Here is an 18900-nt window from a genome sequence, read left to right as displayed (position 1 = left end):
TGATAAAAAACATATTCCGCCACGCCCTCCTTTTCAAATATATCTTTATAAAAATTAGTGTAAGAATAAATATCAACCCTTGGACAATAGCCTTTGCTCAAAAGAACACGAATACTCTTACATAATAATTGAATTGAAAATTCCATATTGGGATACAATGAACCTGCATAAATCATTCGTACAGTAAGATCGTTTTCATTCTTTAAATCGTAATTAACTGTAGGCAAATCTTCGGGGTCATAAGCATGTGGCAATTCAATAAGTTTTGAGTCTAAAACAGAAGGATGGTGCTTTTTGATTCTATCTAATATCATTGTATTTACAGCTAAAATAGTATTAGCTTGTTCTACTACTTTCTGTTCAAATTGCAATTCTTGTTTTTTTCTTTTTTGGGATAGTCTCTCAAAAACACTTCCTTCAATCCAAAAATCTCTATAGTCTACAATTAAATTTACTGAAGGACAAAATGTCTCCTTTACTAATGCCGCATAATAACATAATCTAAAAGGTGCTCCGGTAACAATAATTGTGGTTATATTTTTCTCAACAACTATTTTTTTAATAGCTGAAATAATTTCTGTTTTATAGTCGCAAACCAAATCGCTCGAATCTCCTTTTGTAAATGGCAGAAATGATTTATGCAAATAATACGAAGCTTTAAATTTTACTTTGTGTGCAAGGCTTGACGATGTTATTTTTCTTTTAAAATATGGAGCTACTTTTAGTGGAATCCGTGTAATTTTTTTTTCCAATCCAGTAATATCTTCATTCCAGGGGCCAACAAAAGCCGATGTACTATCAAAAGTTAACACCCAAATGGGTGTTGTTTTATCTCTGTTAAGATATTTAGAAAATTTTGCCCAACGCCTCCCTCCAACCATTATGCTAGGGGGAAAATAGTATGATACAATTAAACTATTTTTGGGAATCATTTATTGAATGTATACAGAAGAATAGTACAATTAAAAGCTTTTACGTTCTTACATTGTGGACATTTAGATGATGCTGAACCTAACAGTAATATTTACCCTATTTTATCCAAAATAATTAAGATTTCTTTTCTGAACCACCGTAACCGTAGGTATATCCACCATAACTACCATATCCATAACCGTAGCCATAACCATAGCGATTGTAATAATAACGAGATTTCTTTTGCTTTACCGAGTTTAATACATACCCAACGTTTTTCATTTTATTGGTTAATATTATATCGTTAGAATCTTTTATTGTTTGTTTTGAAGCAAATTTGGTATTCGCTACAAATAGAACAGCGTCAGTTTGTTTCATAATTATTAATGCATCAGAAATAAGGCCTACAGGAGCCGTATCTATAATAATATAATCATACTGTTCTTTTGTATAATTAAGCATTTCTTCCAACTTAGGACTCAAAATAAGCTCTGATGCATTTGGAGGATTAGGTCCGGACAAAATAACATCCAGATTTTCGTAGGCCGAATGCAATATACAATCTTTAACATCTGCCTTTCCAATTAAAATGTTGCTCACTCCAATGTCTGAGGTCATTTTTAAACCAACCTGAACTTTAGGTTTATGTAAATCAAGTTCAATAAGCATTACTTTTTTACCGGCCTTTGCAATAATTACAGCCAAGTTAATCGAACAAAAAGTTTTACCCTCTCCAGGATTATTTGATGTAACTAGAATCGTTTTTGATCTAGATGTTGATGATCCTACATACTCCAAATTAGTTCGAACAGTTCTAAACGACTCTGTAATCAACGATTTCGGATCTGCATCCACAACTATATAAGAATCTTTTGCTAAATCGGAATAAATTATTTCTCCAAAAATCGGAACTGTAGTATTCTTCTTTAATTGTTCTAAGCTTTCTATTTTCATAAACAAAACACTTCTTATAAAAATAAACAACAGTGCTATACCAACAGCAATGCCAACAAAAGTATAGGCTATCTTCGTTTTATTAGGTCTTACAACACCAATCGATCTAGCAGATTCAATAATTCTAGTTTCCGGAACAATAGAAGCCTTGGCAATAATTGCGCTCGACCTTCTTTCTAATAAAAAAACATACATTTTTTCATTAATATCAAGTTGTCGCTGAATATTAACCAAATCGCGCTGCTTTTGCGGTATCGACTTAATTCCTGAAACATAACGCCCAATTTCAATTTCAATATTTTCTAAACGAGAACTTAGCGCATTTCTCAAATTAGATATATAAGTCAAAACATTAGCTTTTAATTTGCTAATATTCTGATCAAGTTCTTGAATTGGAAAGCTTTTCTCTGTTGATCCTGACAAAACACTATTCTTCTGAATTTGAAACGAATACAACTTTGCAACACTTTCTGTTAAGAAATGATCTCCGTTTACCAAATATGCCGAAGGAGGCAAAAAAGCAGGGTCTTTATCTTCAATAATATATTTTTCCAAATCACTCATTGCTTCCAACTGCAATTTAATTTCAGATTTTCGAGTATCAAACGAACTAATCTTAGTAAAATAATCCTGTTCTTCTTTCGTCAAATCTAAAATGGCTTTATTCTCCTTGTAATCCTGCATAGTATCTTCTATACTGTTAAGTATAGTTGTAACTTCCGACATTTGTCTTTCTATATAACTAATCGTATTTCTATTAACATCAAATCTCGATTTTAGTGTATTCTCAATATAGACTTTAGCAAGTGTATCTAAAAAAAGCACAGCCCTTCCCGGAACTTCATCTTCTACTGTAACTTGTAAAATATTTGTGTATTCAGGATTTTCAACAGAAATAGAAGCTTGATACTTGTATATTAAGTTTTGAATATCATGAATCTGTATTTTATACTCTGTTGCTTTTAAGTAATCAATAGATTCTGAATTGATAGTACCAGTTTTTGTTACTAAAAATTTAAAATCAGGATCAATAAATTCTTTACCAAAATAACCAACTTTTGTTTGCTCCAAACCATCTCTCAAATAGCTAATCTCATACTTTTCGGGATTTATAATTCTAAACTTTAGAAATTCTTCGTAAAGTGATGGGTTAATTGAAAACACTTTCACATAAAATGGTGTGCTTTCAAACATTTCTGTAGTTTTTAGTCTTCCGACAATAAAATAAGAAACATCTAGATTAAGCTTGGTAAGACTTTCCTTAATTAAATCAAACGAACGCATAACCCTCATTTCATTAGAGTTATCCATGTAAGATTGGTAATAATTAAAGTTTTCAGAAATCAAACTCTGCTTATTATACTGATCATTTGACTTCAGCAGTATTTGTGTTCTGGCAGCATATATATCCGTAAGCTTGTAAGTATAAACAGAGGCTATAAAGTAAGATATTACAACAGCGCCTAAAATTACATACCAATTGGCTAAAAAAACCCTTAATATTAATTTTAAGTCATCAATATCTACTAACTGAGATTGTTTATTCTGATTCAAGTTGGAAGAAATTTTAATGACAAATATAGAAATACTTTTAGTTAATATGTTTTTTTGGTAAAAGTATAAAAAAGGAGTATTTTCACTCCTTCTAATTTAAATTAAACATCGACTAACAAATCTATTTTAAAGATGAGAAAAATTTTATACCTACTTACATTAACTACTGCCGTATTTTATAGCTTAAGTTCCACCTCAGCTACTATTTCTAGTAATGGTACAGGTGGGGGAAGCTTTAATTCCTCTGGTACTTGGCAAGGAGGAGTAATACCTACCTCATCCGATGACATACTAATTCTTGATGGAGATGCTGTAAATATTGATATTGCAACATCTGTTACCTCAGCAACTGTTCAGGCTGATGCTAATGCAAATGGATACGCAACACTTGTTGTAAATGCCGGAATATCTTTTACTGTAAGCGGAGATGTCCATTTATCCCAAATAAATGCTAATGGCAACAATACTTTTCCCGAACTTAAAACATCTATTAGTACTACTTGTTTTTTAACAATTCAAGGAGATGTTTATTTTAATAGTGACGATGACAATGAAGTTCCGACCCTGACAATTGCTAACCAAAGTACTTTGAGAATTGAAGGAGATTTTATCTTAAATTCTCTAAACTCTACCATTTCAATTGGATTAACTAATAGTACAGTTGAATACAGTGGTTCTGGATCCCAAACAATAGTTGCGGGCACATATGGCAAACTAATCTCAAGTGGAACTGGAGCTAGGGTACTTGATAACTCTACAAGTATTATTTTAAAAAACAATAGTGCAACATGTTTTACTCCAGGTACTAATTCTTATACAACAACTGGAAGTACAATAGAATTTTCTGGAACTGGGACTCAAACAATTCCTGCATTTAACTATAATAATTTAACAATTGGTTCCTCAGGAACTAAAACATTGGTAAATGGAGGTACAATTGGTATTGCAGGAAGCTTAACTTTTGCTGGCGCGGGTACAAATACAATTGTGGCTACAAACAATACTGTAAATTTTAATGGAACAGCAGCCCAAACTTTATCCTTTGGATCTAGGACAGGCGCCACCTTCAATAACTTAACCTTTAACAATACTCATACTAGCGGTATTGCACTAGGTCAGGCAATTAATACCACCTTGGTTGCTGGAGATTTAATTGTTCAAACCGGCATTTTCTCTAATGGAGGTTTTTCAATCACAGGAAATACTGGAAAAACATTCCAAGTTAATAACGGTTGTACTTTTACACTAGCAGGTGTATCTTCAACATTCCCTACAGGTTTTACTTTTGTAACTTTACAAACTGGCTCAACAGTTGATTATAACGGTAGTGGTTCTCAAACTATATTTCCATTGAATTACTACAACCTTACCTCCTCAAATTCTGGAGCAAGGGTAATGGGAAATACCGGTACTATTGGAATTGCAGGCACCTACACTCCTGGCTCTAATTCATATACTGTAGTTAATAGCACAATTAATTTTAATGGAACATCCGATCAAACTGTTCCGCTTTTGGCTGGGGCAACCTATAATGATTTACAACTTAACAATACAGGTACTAACGGAGCTACATTGGCAGCAGCCGTTACAGCTTCAAATATTTTAGGTAATATATCTGTTCAAACAGGAATATTTGACAATGGAGGTTTTGCAATTGCGGGTAATGGAACCGCCACTTTTCAAGTTGACAATGGTGCAACATTCGAAGTAGGCGGAACATCTTCTACACCAACAGGATTTGGAACTTTTAGTTGTCAAACAGGTAGTACGGTTAATTTTAACGGAACTACTCAAAATATCGCTGCTCCTGGAAGCTATCATCATTTAACTATTTCCGGTTCTAATACCAAAACTGCAACAGCAGGTTTTGATGTAAATGGCAATCTTACCATTTCTGCAGGAACCTTTGACTTAAATGCTCAAACAATTACTATAGGAGGAAATTTTGTTAACAATGCTACATTTACCCATTCAAGTGGCACAGTTACTTTTGATGGCAGTGCCAATCAAAATATCAGTGGGTCAGCCTCTCCAACAACTTTTCATGACATAATTGTGAGTACAACAGGAGGGAATACAACTTTTAATGAAGGTACAGTTGCACTTGAAAATCTTTTCACACTTACAAGTGGATCTCTGTTTGATGCAGATGGAGCCTCAAACGATAAAACTTTTACAATAAAATCTTCGGCTACAAAAACTGCTCAAATTGCAGATTTAGGTGCAACACCTTCTAATTTTAGCGGGCAAGTTACACTCGAAAGATACATAAGCGATAAAACAGACTGGCGACAATTAGGGTGCCCTATTCAAGGACAAACACTAGCAGAATGGATGGATGATTTTGCTATGAGTGGATTTACAGGTGCAGGAAACGCAGGTAATACTGTTACAGTTTATACTTTTGATGAAACACAGGTAAATGGACCGGCTTATACAAATGCTTACACTGCTGCTACCAATATTACCAACCCTACCTCCTTTGATAACGGAAGCGTTTTAGGAAAAGGATTTATTTGTTATGTTGGCGATAATTCCCCAGGTCAGAATATGACCGCTTTTGCGGCTGATATGACCGGAAATATTATTTCAGGTACTCAGTCAACAAACGTTACATGCTCTAATGGTTGTGATGATGGTTTTGAGGGTTACAACCTTATTGCCAACCCATACCCATCCTCCATAGTATTTAATAATCTTACAAGAACAAACGTTTTACAACAATACGATATTTATGATGAGGGAAGCGGAAATTATGCACATTGGAATGGTGCTGCAGGAACCAACGGAGCCACTGGCAATATTGCAAGCTCCCAAGCATTTTGGGTTACATGCGATAATGCAGCAGGAGGTTCTGTTCAATTTGACGAGGATGACAAAGCATCTACAATTGACAATAACTTTCTAAAAACAAGCATCACTCAAATACCTTTTTTAAAAGCAAAATTAACCAGTTCGATAAATACGTATTCTGATGAACTTTTAGTAGGTTTTACTCCTACTGCAAATTCAAATTTTGTAAGAGGCGAAGATGGATGGAAAGTATACTCCTACACCCAAGGAGCACCACATTTGGCATCAGTTGCATTAAATAACCAAGATATGGCATCTAATATGCTTCCAGATACAGCAGCAAGTTTAGTTGTTCCAATTAGAGCTAAGGTTGCAATATCCGGCAATTATACTTTAAATTTTGATTTATCAGCTTTGTCAAATAACTATTGTGCAATTTTAGAAGATAAGTTAACAAATACATTTACTGACTTAAAAGTAAATACAACTTACTCATTCTATATCGCAGATAGTACAGCCACTCCAAGATTTTTCATACACTTTACATCTCCTCAACTAATTGCTTCATCTGTAAATTATACGAATCCTTCTTGTTCTTCAATGAATGATGGTATGGTTGCTGTTACTCCTACTAGCAATGGTCCGTGGAAATATATTTGGAAAGATTCAACAGGTACAATAGTTAGACAAACAAATAATTCTTCTACTCCAGATACACTTACAAATGCAACTCCAGGCAATTACTATGTATCTATTTACTCTCTTGCATCTTGTAGCTATGGAGCAGACACAGCAATGCTTACATTAGATTATTCTGCACAAGCAAATGCTGTTTTCAATTCGAGCAACGACACTCTTTATTTATCTAACGGAGCGAATGTTAATTTTTTCAACACTTCAACAAATGCAACAGTATTTAATTGGTCTTTTGGTGACGGAGCAACTTCTACCAACCTAAATCCAACGCACACCTATACTGCTACTGGTGTGTATCCTGTTACACTAATTGTAGAAAATCCAAATTGTATGTCCTTGGATACCATGACATCATTTGTTTCTGTTTTTGCTAATCCACTATCTGTAAATAGTTTTATTTTAAGTCCGGAACCAATTGTTTCCTATGATAACAACAAAGTGTATTTAACATTTAACTACCCAACAGACGAAAACATTACTATTACAGCACTAAACACGCTAGGACAAGTAGTATATAAAACAGAATCACTTAAAATCAGAAATCAAAAAGTAGCACTTAATTTAAACAATAGCTCAGAGCAATTTTATTTATTAAAAATTGAGTCGAAAGAAAAAATATTAGTTAAAAAAATTATAAACTATTAATTTAGTACAAAGATTATAATGAAAAGTACAACTATAAAATCACTAATAGCCCTAATTGCATTAGTAACCTTTATCGGCATAAAGTCATCTGTATCACAACCTCCTCCTCCAGGTGGGCCTCCTTGTTGGCCGCCTCCATGTGGAATTCCATTGGATGGAGGAATTACCTTTTTAGCTGCTGCAGGAATAGCGCTAGCGGGTAAAAAACTATATAACAAAAACAATAGCACAAACTCCTGATTAAGTTATTTTGATTCGTAGCTTTTTTGCAACAATAAAATCTAATCCACTTTACAGATTTGTTGTTATAGCATTTTTGTTATACACATCTTGGTATATTCTTTACGAATTTTTCATAAAGCCACTCCAGGTTGTTGATTTGTTTGTTGTTGACAACACTATTTCTACCAGCGAAAGCATTTTAAATTCATTGGGCTTTAAAACCTATTCCGGTTATGATAGGCTATTGGGGATAGATGGCACAAATGGATTGTGGATTGGAGACAAATGCAACGGAATCGAGCTTTTCTCTTTATTTGCCATATTTATTATTGCCTATCCTGGTAAATTTTTCAAAAAGTTTTTTTTTATTCCTATTGGAATTGGATTAATTCATGTACTTAACATTGCGCGTGTGGTAGGACTTGCAATAGTACAACTAAACTTTCCAGAGTGGACGGAATTTAATCACACCTATATTTTTAATGTAATTATATATGGAGTTATTTTCTGCTTGTGGATTATTTGGATAAATAAATTTTCAGGAAAGAAACTAAAAACTATTTAAAGGTTGAAGAAGATTGCAATTGTTCTCATAGTTATTTCTGTTGTATTATTAGGATACCTAAGAGATTTTATATTTGTAAATACAAACTATTCTATTTATCTAGCACTTCATCCGGATTCCTATAATCTTTACGCCAAAGGAGTGCATTCTTTCTTTCTTACTATTTATAAGGATGTAAGTATAAAAACAATGTACCTCGTAAAATATTTTTTCACTGTTCTATTTATTATTTTATACTTTTTGCTTGTTTTACTATCGTGTAGATATATTTTTTCGAGTAAACAATTCGATAAATTTATCATCGTATTGTTTTCTATATTTTCTTGTGCAGGAATTGCCGTTTATTTATTTATATATGAACTGTTTAACAAAGAATGGGGATATACTCTTTCTCGTTATATTTTAGGCATTATACAAACTCCAATTATTGTAATAATTATATTTGGAGCGTTACTGGCATTTACCAATTTAAAAAAACACACGAATGAATAAACAAGTTATAACATCTACCAATGCCCCTGCCCCTATCGGGCCATACAGCCACGCTGTTAAGGCAAATGGATTTTTATTTGTATCTGGGCAAGTTGCTAAAAAAGCAAGCGGTGAAATGGTATTATCTTCTATATCTGCGCAAACAGCACAGGTAATGGAAAATTTAAAAAGTATCTTAACCGAAGCGGGAATGAATTTTGAAAATGTAGTAAAAACAACCATTTTCTTAACGGACATGAACGACTTTGCTACGGTAAATGAAGTATATGGTTCTTATTTTAAAGGTAATTTTCCTGCACGAGAAACAGTGCAAGTTTCAAAACTACCACTTAACGTAAACGTTGAAATATCAGTTATTGCTGTCGTTTAGATACTCTTAAAATCGAACAAATTAGTATCAAATAAGTGTGACGGGTGAATATTTTTTAAGGAAGTATAAATTATTTCTTTTCTATCGGGATATTTTTGCTCCCACTCCAACATCATATTTTTAATCACTTTGCGCTGCATATTCTCCTGTGAACCGCACAAATTACAAGGTATTATAGGAAACGCTCTCATTTGGGCGTAGTTGGCTATATCCGCTTCTTTACAATACGCCAATGGCCGAATAACAATGTGCCTGTTATCGTCTGTTTTAAATTTAGCCGGCATTGCTTCTAGTTTTCCGCTAAAAAACATGTTTAGAAAAAAAGTCTCCAAAATATCTTCCCTATGATGTCCCAATGCAATTTTGGTTGCTTTTAAATCGGAGGCTACATCATACAAAATTCCTCTTCGTAGTCTAGAACAAAGACTGCACATTGTTTTCCCTTCGGGCACTTTTTCTTTTACAATGCTGTACGTGTCTCGCTCTACAATTTTATATTCTACTCCCAATTCTGCTAAATAAGCCGGTAGTATATGTTCAGGGAAATCAGGCTGCTTTTGGTCTAGGTTAACAGCAATAATATCAATTTCATTTTTCATGGCAATCTTCACATGCATTAGCATATCCAACATGGTAAAACTGTCTTTTCCTCCGGAAAGGCAAACCATTACCTTATCTCCGGGAACAATCATGGAAAAATCTTCTATTGCATTCCATACAGATTTTCTAAGCGTATAGCGCTGCTTCTCAAATACAGATTTTTCAACCGATGGGGAAATAGATAGATTCACAAAAAATATTTTTTAGTGTGCTAAAAATACAAAAAGTGGGAACAATCTTAAAGATTGATCCCACTTTACATTTGAATTAATTGGTATTAAAACTAGTATGTACTTTAACTTACTTAAGCAAGTTTTACGTTAACTGCGTTTAATCCTTTTTTGCCTTCTTGAACTTCAAAAGTTACTTTGTCGTTCTCACGAATAGGTTGTTTAATTCCTGATACGTGAACAAATATTTCTTGTCCGCCATCTTCTTTAATAAATCCAAATCCTTTTGTTTCGTTAAAAAACTTAACTGTTCCGTTTTTCATTTTGTTGTGTTTTTGTTGTTATTATTTATTTTAATTATTGAGAGACTCTTTTATTAAACAAAGGGATGGTTTGAAACCACATCAATGTTTTTGTTTATCAATTTACTAATACTTCTTAAATAAGGCAACTCTTCTTTTGTACAAAAAGACATTGCGATACCTGAACTTCCTGCTCTACCGGTACGTCCTATTCTATGTACATAGGTTTCGGCTTGCTCCGGAATTTCATAATTTATAACATGCGATAATTTATCTACATCAATTCCTCTTGAGGCTATATCAGTAGCTACTAATACTTTTATCGAATTGTTTTTAAATCCTTTCAATGCCTTTATACGTGCGCCTTGTGTTTTATCGCCATGAATTGCTTCTGCGTTTATTCCACTTCTTGTAAGTTCTGTTGCAACACGCTCTGCACCGCTTTTTGTTTTGGTAAATACCAGCGCATTCTTAATCGTATTATCAGAAAGAACGAATTTTAACAAACTTCGTTTATTCTCTTTCTTTACATAGTACACAGATTGCTGCACTAATTCTGTTGTTGAAGAAATTGGTGTAACTGCAATAGTTACAGGATTAACAAGGATAGTATCTGCCAATCGTTTGATTTCGGGTGCTACTGTAGCCGAAAAGAACAATGATTGTTTTTTTTCGGGAAGTCTATGTAATAATTTTTCAATATCTGTTATAAAGCCTAAATCAAGCATTCTATCTGCTTCATCGAGCACAAAATGCCTAACATTCTCCAAATTAACATAGCCTTGATCTAATAAATCAAGTAATCTACCCGGAGTAGCAATTAATATATCTACACCGGCTCTTAGCGCCACAGTTTGTGCTAATTGAGGTAATCCCCCAAATATGGTAAAGTGAGTAATACCTAATGTTTTACTATATGAGTGAAAGCTATCGCTAATTTGCAATGCAAGTTCTCTAGTAGGGGCTAATATTAATGCTTTTATAGTAGGTTTTGCTTCTTCAACTCTATTGGTTTGTAATAACTGCAACAAGGGTAAAGCAAATGCTGCCGTTTTTCCGGTACCGGTTTGGGCGCATCCAAACAAGTCTTTTCCGGCTAAAATGTGCGGAATAGCTTGCTCTTGAATAGGTGTTGGTTCTAAATATCCTTTTTTTTGTAAAGTAGAAACAAGAGAAGTAGAAAGTTGTAAATCTGAAAATGTCATTATAAATTTTAATTTGTTTTTAGAATTATTCTTATAAACAATTCTAATCTTTAAAATAAAGATGTAAAAAAACTTAAATGTAATTGGGTGTTACAAATTAGATTGAGATACAATCTTTACTAGAAAGTATACAAATGTACTCACTATTATTGAAATAGTCAAGCTTTTGGTAAAAATGAGTTTATCTATTCTCTATAAAAATGAGCTAGAAGGTGCGATTATGCGCAGATGTTACACAATGGCTTCACTTAATTTCGGTAATCTTCCGAATTTTTTTAAAGCTCTAACATGTGATGCCAATGCATCCAACAGTGTTTCGTTCTCTAAAAAGGGCACGCCAAATTCCTTTGCGGTGGCTTCCACAATTTTGGAAACTTCGGGATAATGAACATGGCAAATAGTAGGAAATAAGTGATGTTCTACTTGAAAATTAAGCCCTCCTACGTACCACGATATCAGCTTATTAGAACGAGAAAAATCAACAGTGGTATTCATTTGGTGCACAGCCCAATTATTTTCTATTGTTCCCGATTCATCAGGCAGTGGATGTGTTGTTTGATCAACAGTATGTGCTAATTGAAACACAACCGTTAATATAACCCCTGCAATAAAGTGCATCAATAAAAAACCTATTATTAGGTAGCTGGCGGGTACATTAAAAAAGTAAATTGGTGTAAAAATAAAAACAAAAAAATAAACAATTTTAACTAGTACTATTTTTGTGAAAATGGCTGCATTTTCTGCATTAGAATACTCATTCAACCCTCTTTTTTTGTATCTATAAAACTGTACAAAATCTTTCAGTAACGTCCAATAAATAGAAGTAATTCCATAAAAGAAAAAAGCATGAATAAACTGAAAGTTATTATACCATTTTTGCTTAGTATGTGGCGAAAAACGCATGATCAGCTTATCCTCAATATCCTCATCATAACCTGCAACATTAGTATAGGTATGATGGAGCATATTATGTTGCATTTTCCAATTAAAAACTGAACCTCCTAACAAATTAAGCGTATTACCCAACCAATAATTTACGGCACTGCTAGAGGAATATGCTCCATGATTAGCATCGTGCATAACACTCATACCTATTCCTGCCAAAGCTAGTCCCATAATAGACCACAACAACAAGTTTAATCCCATAGAAGATGGTGTAAAAAACAAAATACAGGCAAATGGAAGAAAATAGCCAACTAGTAGAGTGATGGTTTTTATTACCATTTCAGCATTGTAATGCTTGGACATATTATTATCCTTAAAGTAGGAATCCACACGCTTTCTTAATGTGGAATAAAATTGAATTTTATTTTTATCCTTATCTATAAATCGAATAAGAGGAGTGGTGCTCATATACTTTTTTTAACACCGCAAAGGTACGCAATTAAAATAGAATAGTTGCTTTATTATTTGTTTGGAGAAGACTTCAGCGGCTTCAATAGATACTCCAAGCCATTTAACTTAATCTCGTACATAGTTTGTAAATATATCCCTAACGACCCACTTGGAAATCCCTTTCTATTAAACCATTCTAAGTACGAAACAGGTAAATCGCAAATTAAGCTCGAGGAGTATTTACCAAACGGCATTTTAACAGAAACTAGCTTTAGGAGTATAGTTGAATCGAAACCTATACTGTTTTTACGCTCTTCCATGGTTTTATTTGCCAATTGATTAATCCAGTACAAATATGATTATTGCTGGCATCGTGCGTTTCAATTTTAAATTCTTTAAAAACAGCATCACTTGTTTTTAAAGGCTCTAAAACATTGGCTTCTATCCATTCCGGAGTAAGCTCAAATTTTGCATGAACAGCAGTTTTTGCTTGATAATGATAGGTAATATTAATGTTCTTTAAAATGATTCGGTACTTAGTTGCATCAATAGCCGAAAGTAAAACCAAGCCAGTACAGTATTCTGATAAAGTAGCAAGGGCGCATGCATGAATTCCTTTTATATGATTTAAATTTGCCTTTTTGTAAGGTAATTTAATCTCGACAGACTGCTTCGTAATAGCAGTTATTCTAAACGAGTGAGCCAGATTAAAAGGTACGACCCTTGCAGCAACTAGGTTCAACAACCACAAATAGAAATTAGAATTCTTTGCTTGTTCAATCAACCAATTTAACTTGTTCATGTACGTTTGTTTTAGTGTGGGAAAATAGTCTCTGCTATTTGCATAGAATCTAAAAAATAATTTTTATTAAGATGGTGCGAAATTTTCATTTCATCAAATAAAGCTACTATATTTTCTGTAGGCATATTACCCGTTAAATCATCTGCTGCCATTGGGCAACCACCATAACCTTTTAATGCCGCATCAAAATTAGTAACACCTGCATTTAATGCAGCTTCCATTTTCTCTCGCCAAGTAGTAGGAGTTGTATGTAAATGTGCACCAATTTGTAGTTGAGGAAATTTTGGAATGATGTTTTTAAATAAGTACGAAATATTCTCAGGATTTGAAACGCCAACAGTATCTGCCATTGCAAATATTTTAACTCCACGTTCAGCAATTTTCTCTGTCCATTCTATTGCGATATCAGCATTCCATGGGTCGTTGTATGAATTACCAAAAGCCATCGAGATATAAACTACCATTTGCTTATTTGCTTTAACACATAAATTTTGAATCTCCTCTACCCTACCCATCGATTCGGCAATGGTTGAATTGGTATTTCTTTTTTGAAATGTTTCAGAAATAGAAAATGGAAAGCCTAAATAAGTTATTTGTTCGTAAGCAGCAGCTTCCTCCGCACCTCGGTAATTGGCTATGATTGCCAACAACTTAGTTTTAGAGCTACCCATATCCAACTGCGCCAAAACATCTTTCGTATCTGCCATTTGGGGAATGGCTTTAGGAGAAACGAAACTTCCGAAATCAAGAGTATCAAAACCTACCTTTAACAGAGAGTTGATATAACGCACTTTATCTGTTGTTGGAATATAACTTTTAATCCCTTGCATAGCATCTCTAGGGCATTCGGTAATTTTTATTTGTGTATTCATTTATTATTTTTTTGCGCCAATTCTATACAAATTTTTTTCACCAATCCCGGGCCTTCGTATATATAGCCTGAATAAAGTTGAACCAATTTAGCACCTGCATCTAACTTAGCTATTGCATCATTTGCCGATAGTATCCCTCCTACTCCAATAATATCAAACGATTTAGAGGATTTCTCACTTATATATTTAATAACTGCTGTAGCTCTTTCTGTTAGCGGCTTACCACTCAACCCTCCTGCACCCATTGATTTAACTACATCTTCGTTTGTTTTTAAATTAGTACGCGCAATGGTAGTATTGGTAGCGATTACGCCTTGAATTTTTGTTTCTTGTACAATCTCCACAATATCATCTAACTGGCCAACAGTTAAATCCGGAGCAATTTTTAGAAAAATTGGTTTCGTTTTTACTTTTTTATTGTTTATGCTTTGGAGTGTTGCTAAAATATTTTTCAAAGGCTCTTTCTCTTGCAGCTCTCGTAAATTAGGCGTATTGGGCGAACTTACATTTACCACAAAATAATCCACTACATCAAATAATCTTTCAAAGCAATACACATAATCATCTATGGCATTTTCATTAGGAGTAACCTTGTTTTTTCCAATATTACCTCCAACAATTATTTTAGATTTTCTTTTTTTTAATCGTTCTGCAATTACATCTGCACCATCATTATTAAAACCCATTCGGTTTATAATGGCCTGGTCTTGGGGCAAACGAAATAGTCGAGGTTTGTCATTACCCGATTGAGGTTTAGGTGTAACAGTACCTATCTCCACATGGCTAAAACCTAGATTCGCAAACTCATCTACCAATACTGCATTTTTATCAAATCCGGCCGCTAATCCAATCGGATTATTAAATCTTAAATTGCCTATTTGCACATTCAAGTCAGAATGATTAAATGAGTACATTGAGGTAAAAATGGATGAAACAAAAGGTATTTTACTTACAAACTTAATTGCACGAAATGTAAAGTAGTGCGCCTGCTCCGGACTTTGCAAAAATAATATCGGACGAACGATAAATTTATATAACATTATTTTTTCTTAATTTTTTTACAAAGATTTACGTTCTCTTGAGCATCTTCATATCCCAATTCAAAAGCTTTATTGTAATCTTCGCAAGAAGCTTTTCTATCGTTCAAAAATGATTCTTTTAATACTGCTCTCTTGTAATAAGCAATAGCATTAGCAGGATTAATACGTAAAATTTCAGAGTAATCGAACAAGGCTGCATTCTGCTGAGTCATTGCTTCTTCAGCAGCTGCGCGCGTAAAATAAGCAGATTCTCCTTTTGGATTTAATTTAATACTCTCTGAACAATCATCAAAAGCTTGTTGGTATTCATTCTTAGCTAACCAAACTTGTGCTCGGTGATGGTAATAGCTTGCATTTGTTGCAGCTACTTTTATAGCATTCGAAAAATCGGCTAATGCAGAATCGTAATTAGATAGCATAAAATTGCACAATCCTCGTTTATTATAGGCGGCCGAATCGCCAGCCAAAGCAATTGCGTCATTAAAAAAAGGCATCGCTTCTTCGTATTGCTTCAAATTAAGTTTCGTACGTCCATCTTTGTATTTCTCCAAGGCTAAATCCGCACAAAAATTATCATCATAATAGGATTGAGCTTTTTTACTGCCTAATTCTTTAGACTTATAAAAGCAGATACAAGCTTCTTCTTTCTTCTTATCGGCAAGCAGTGAAATACCCTTTTCCAAAGTTACATCTATCGAATTACTTGATGTTTGAGAACTGACTACAATAGGAAAAATTGCAAAAAGAAAAACATACTTTCTAATCATTGTTAGATATAAAATTTATATGATGAATATACAAAAAAGCCAACTTACTTTCCTTCCTGTTCTACTTTTTGAGAAAACTTACAAATATACAAGTACATAGAATGAAATTAGAGAATATACAGACACCGAAGAAGTGATTTTAGAGATTTTAGGATTAGTCATGCAAAATATTACCTACATAATCCCAAGTGGTGTAAATTATTGCAAACGCTAAATTCAAAACATTCTAATTACTTTTTTACAATTGTTATTTTCATTCAACAATTTTTAATACCACATTACCCGTTTTTTGTCCTGACTCAACGTATTTATAGGCCTCTACAATTTGGTCTAATTTATACTGCCTGTCAATTACAGGATTAAATTCTCCTTTTTGAACAAGTTCTTTTAAAAAAATTACATCTTCTTTAGTTGTAACCGGTAATGGGAATAACAGCTTTTTGCCTCGCCCAAGAGGTGTGGTAAGTGCTAAAAGTATATTCTCTCCATTCTTTCCCAATTCAGTTGAAATGTAAATCCCTTTGTTGGTTAACAAAGGTTTGCATTGTCCAAATGAGCTTTTACCAACTGCATCAAAAATAAATTCAAACTTATTTGCAGTACTCGTAAAATCCTGTGTTTGATAATCAATAACAGTATCTGCTCCAAGAGATTTTACAAGCTCTACGTTTTTTGTATTGCATACTGCAGTTACAATTGCACCAAAATGTTTTAATAATTGCACTGCAGCTGAACCAATTGCTCCAGTTGCGCCATACACTAAAACATTTTGTCCTTGCGCAACTTTTGCGGCTCTTATATCTACTAAGGCATAATGAGCTCCTTCTGTAATCGCAGCAGCTTTCTCAAAGCTAATGTTTTCAGGCATTGTCGTAATGGCATCTGTTTCAGCAATGGCCAAATATTCTCCGTGTCCTCCAAAAGTCTTATCATTAAACCCAAAAACTTTATCTCCTTTTTTAAATAATGTAACACCTTGTCCAACTTCTTCAATTATACCCGCAAACTCCGATCCCAATATTTGACACTTTGGTCTTAAAAGTCCACTCCAAAATCGTGATATAAAATATTCAGCACTGCGGAATCCGGAGTCGGTGCGGTTTACTGTTGATGCATACACTTTAACCAATACTTCTTTGTCTTTCGGTATTGGTTTAGGAACTTCCATTAATTTAGCAACCTCTGGAGCTCCATATTTTGTATATATAATCGCTTTCATATTTTAGTTATTCTGTTGAGTTGCTTTTCGGTAAAACCTTATCACTAAGTTAAGGTCGGCTTATCGGCAATAAATTTAAGTCATATAATTTTAAACCAATATACATATTAAGCGTCAAACAAGCCTCACGTGTGCCATACGCAGTGCTTCTTATTATTTCATCACTATTCGCGCAAACTTTATCATTGTTTTGAACGAAATGTCGGGATGTGCAACTTGATTTACTGTTCCAACTACAAACAGATTTTCTTTTGGGCTGTAATACGCTAATGCACCAGAAAGGCCTGAATGACCTATGAAATAAGGCACAGCACCAGTTGGGTTGAAAATCCAAGGAAGTTTAAATAAATGAATACCTACACCTGATTTCATTGGAAAAAATATTCTATTCCATTCTTGCAAATCGTTTATGTACTCTTTGGGAAATAACTTTCCTGTAAAAAAAGCTTCAATAAAAATGAGCATATTGGCTGATGTTGATACTATGCCACCGTCTGCACCAAATGATGTCATAGCCTTAGGAATTACGAGTTCATTCGCTTTATAGTAAAGTGTTTTCGGGGTTGTATCATTCTTGTCGTTGTACAAGTAAGTGTTAGTTAAACTTAAAGGTTTGATTATTAATTCATCGCAATTAGTAGAATAGGATCTATTCGTAATCACGTCAATGATTTTGCCGAGCAACTGAAAATTGGCATCAGAATAATTTGCTTTGCCCTTTGCTCCCGGAATAAAAAGCGGTTTCATCGTTTTGGTTCTTTCAATTGCTTGTTCAAAAGTCCAAAATTGGTCATTACCGCTAATTAATTCGTCTTCCAAACTTTTTCCGTTTGTTCCTTTTCCTTGAAAATAATCAGCAAGACCCGATGTGTGCGCTAATAGATGTTTTATAGATATATCGTGTGAATAGTCTTTCCCTTTGTAATTATGCAAGCCAGTCATAATCGACTTATCTAAATATATACTAATTTTGTCATCAAGTTTTAATTTACCTTTTGACTTTAGGTGTAGAATAATAGCAGTAGTAAATAATTTTGTAGTACTGGCAATGAAGAATGGTTGTTGTGTAGATAAATTACCCGAAGCTCCAAACCAAGTAAAACCTTCTTTTTTTAAACCGAATGAAGCCCCAAATATTTTTTTACCGTTGACGGTTTTGTCTAGAACCGCTTGCAATAAATTTTCTTTTTCTTTCATATTGGTATCAACATTAATCGGTCCGATTATGTTTTATATAATAGTTTAAAATGTAGGAAAGGTGTAAGCTTCCCCAAAGTTGAGCCAATTAAAAATAGAAAATCGACAAGCAGCTACAGCTGCGCGTTCAGTTTTTTAAATTTAACTTTAAATGGTAACAACAATGAAAAAAACACAATTCTCCGAAC

The 18900-nt window shown here is 33.7% G+C and carries 18 protein-coding genes; 5 read left to right on the top strand and 13 right to left on the bottom strand.

Annotated elements, in window-relative coordinates:
* Both J0M08_13735 and J0M08_13730 read right to left on the bottom strand, forming a co-directional pair.
* Positions 1 to 932, bottom strand: a 932-nt coding sequence (locus tag J0M08_13735) for a hypothetical protein (protein ID MBN8704124.1), incomplete at its 3' end; no start/stop codon positions are given.
* 115 nt (positions 933 to 1047) lie between these two features.
* Positions 1048 to 3420: a polysaccharide biosynthesis tyrosine autokinase gene (locus tag J0M08_13730; protein MBN8704123.1), complete on the bottom strand. Its 2373-nt coding sequence runs from the start codon at positions 3418 to 3420 to the stop codon at positions 1048 to 1050.
* 132 nt (positions 3421 to 3552) lie between these two features.
* Here J0M08_13730 and J0M08_13725 point away from each other — a divergent pair, with 132 nt between their 5' ends.
* The 5 genes from J0M08_13725 to J0M08_13705 are packed head-to-tail and all read left to right on the top strand — an operon-like array spanning position 3553 to position 9203.
* Complete coding sequence (locus J0M08_13725) at positions 3553 to 7554, top strand: PKD domain-containing protein (protein MBN8704122.1); 4002 nt, start codon at positions 3553 to 3555, stop codon at positions 7552 to 7554.
* 18 nt (positions 7555 to 7572) lie between these two features.
* Positions 7573 to 7794 carry a hypothetical protein gene (locus J0M08_13720; GenBank protein ID MBN8704121.1) on the top strand — a complete coding sequence of 74 codons (222 nt, stop codon included), beginning with the start codon at positions 7573 to 7575 and terminating at the stop codon, positions 7792 to 7794.
* Between the two features lie 10 nt (positions 7795 to 7804).
* A complete protein-coding gene (locus J0M08_13715) occupies positions 7805 to 8341 on the top strand; it encodes an archaeosortase/exosortase family protein (protein MBN8704120.1) in 537 nt (178 codons plus the stop codon).
* 3 nt (positions 8342 to 8344) lie between these two features.
* Positions 8345 to 8833, top strand: a complete 489-nt coding sequence (locus tag J0M08_13710) for a hypothetical protein (protein ID MBN8704119.1) — start codon at positions 8345 to 8347, stop codon at positions 8831 to 8833.
* A complete protein-coding gene (locus tag J0M08_13705; GenBank protein MBN8704118.1) occupies positions 8826 to 9203 on the top strand; it encodes a RidA family protein in 378 nt (125 codons plus the stop codon). The genes J0M08_13710 and J0M08_13705 overlap by 8 nt, the downstream gene beginning before the upstream one ends.
* Here the strand turns inward: J0M08_13705 and ttcA are convergent.
* The 11 genes from ttcA to J0M08_13650 all read right to left on the bottom strand — a co-directional run bounded on the left by ttcA (position 9200) and on the right by J0M08_13650 (position 18712).
* Entirely contained in the window at positions 9200 to 9994 is a 795-nt protein-coding gene (gene ttcA / locus J0M08_13700) for a tRNA 2-thiocytidine(32) synthetase TtcA (GenBank protein MBN8704117.1), read from the bottom strand. The two genes, J0M08_13705 and ttcA, sit on opposite strands and share 4 nt — an antisense overlap.
* A gap of 113 nt (positions 9995 to 10107) precedes the next feature.
* Positions 10108 to 10296: a cold shock domain-containing protein gene (locus tag J0M08_13695; GenBank protein ID MBN8704116.1), complete on the bottom strand. Its 189-nt coding sequence runs from the start codon at positions 10294 to 10296 to the stop codon at positions 10108 to 10110.
* A gap of 53 nt (positions 10297 to 10349) precedes the next feature.
* Entirely contained in the window at positions 10350 to 11480 is a 1131-nt protein-coding gene (locus J0M08_13690; GenBank protein MBN8704115.1) for a DEAD/DEAH box helicase, read from the bottom strand.
* 231 nt (positions 11481 to 11711) lie between these two features.
* On the bottom strand, positions 11712 to 12833 hold the full coding sequence (locus J0M08_13685; GenBank protein ID MBN8704114.1) for an acyl-CoA desaturase: 1122 nt from the start codon (positions 12831 to 12833) through the stop codon (positions 11712 to 11714).
* Positions 12834 to 12886: 53 nt separating this feature from the next.
* Positions 12887 to 13135, bottom strand: a complete 249-nt coding sequence (locus J0M08_13680; protein ID MBN8704113.1) for a DUF3820 family protein — start codon at positions 13133 to 13135, stop codon at positions 12887 to 12889.
* Positions 13111 to 13617: a DUF4442 domain-containing protein gene (locus J0M08_13675; GenBank protein ID MBN8704112.1), complete on the bottom strand. Its 507-nt coding sequence runs from the start codon at positions 13615 to 13617 to the stop codon at positions 13111 to 13113. The genes J0M08_13680 and J0M08_13675 overlap by 25 nt, the downstream gene beginning before the upstream one ends.
* 11 nt (positions 13618 to 13628) lie before the next feature.
* Positions 13629 to 14489: a hydroxymethylglutaryl-CoA lyase gene (locus J0M08_13670; GenBank protein ID MBN8704111.1), complete on the bottom strand. Its 861-nt coding sequence runs from the start codon at positions 14487 to 14489 to the stop codon at positions 13629 to 13631.
* Positions 14486 to 15529 carry a quinone-dependent dihydroorotate dehydrogenase gene (locus J0M08_13665; protein ID MBN8704110.1) on the bottom strand — a complete coding sequence of 348 codons (1044 nt, stop codon included), beginning with the start codon at positions 15527 to 15529 and terminating at the stop codon, positions 14486 to 14488. The genes J0M08_13670 and J0M08_13665 overlap by 4 nt, the downstream gene beginning before the upstream one ends.
* The gene (locus J0M08_13660; GenBank protein ID MBN8704109.1) at positions 15529 to 16296 is read right to left on the bottom strand and encodes a hypothetical protein; all 768 of its coding nucleotides are present in this window, start codon (positions 16294 to 16296) and stop codon (positions 15529 to 15531) included. The genes J0M08_13665 and J0M08_13660 overlap by 1 nt, the downstream gene beginning before the upstream one ends.
* Before the next feature lie 253 nt (positions 16297 to 16549).
* Positions 16550 to 17515, bottom strand: coding sequence for an NAD(P)-dependent alcohol dehydrogenase (locus J0M08_13655; GenBank protein MBN8704108.1), 966 nt, complete (start codon positions 17513 to 17515; stop codon positions 16550 to 16552).
* 153 nt (positions 17516 to 17668) lie between these two features.
* Positions 17669 to 18712: a beta-lactamase family protein gene (locus J0M08_13650; GenBank protein MBN8704107.1), complete on the bottom strand. Its 1044-nt coding sequence runs from the start codon at positions 18710 to 18712 to the stop codon at positions 17669 to 17671.
* Positions 18713 to 18900: the final 188 nt, after the last annotated feature.

It is taken from the genome of Bacteroidota bacterium, from assembly GCA_017303975.1.
Classification (GTDB): Bacteria; Bacteroidota; Bacteroidia; order JAFLBG01; family JAFLBG01; genus JAFLBG01.
This window is presented reverse-complemented; position numbering and strand designations above follow the sequence as displayed.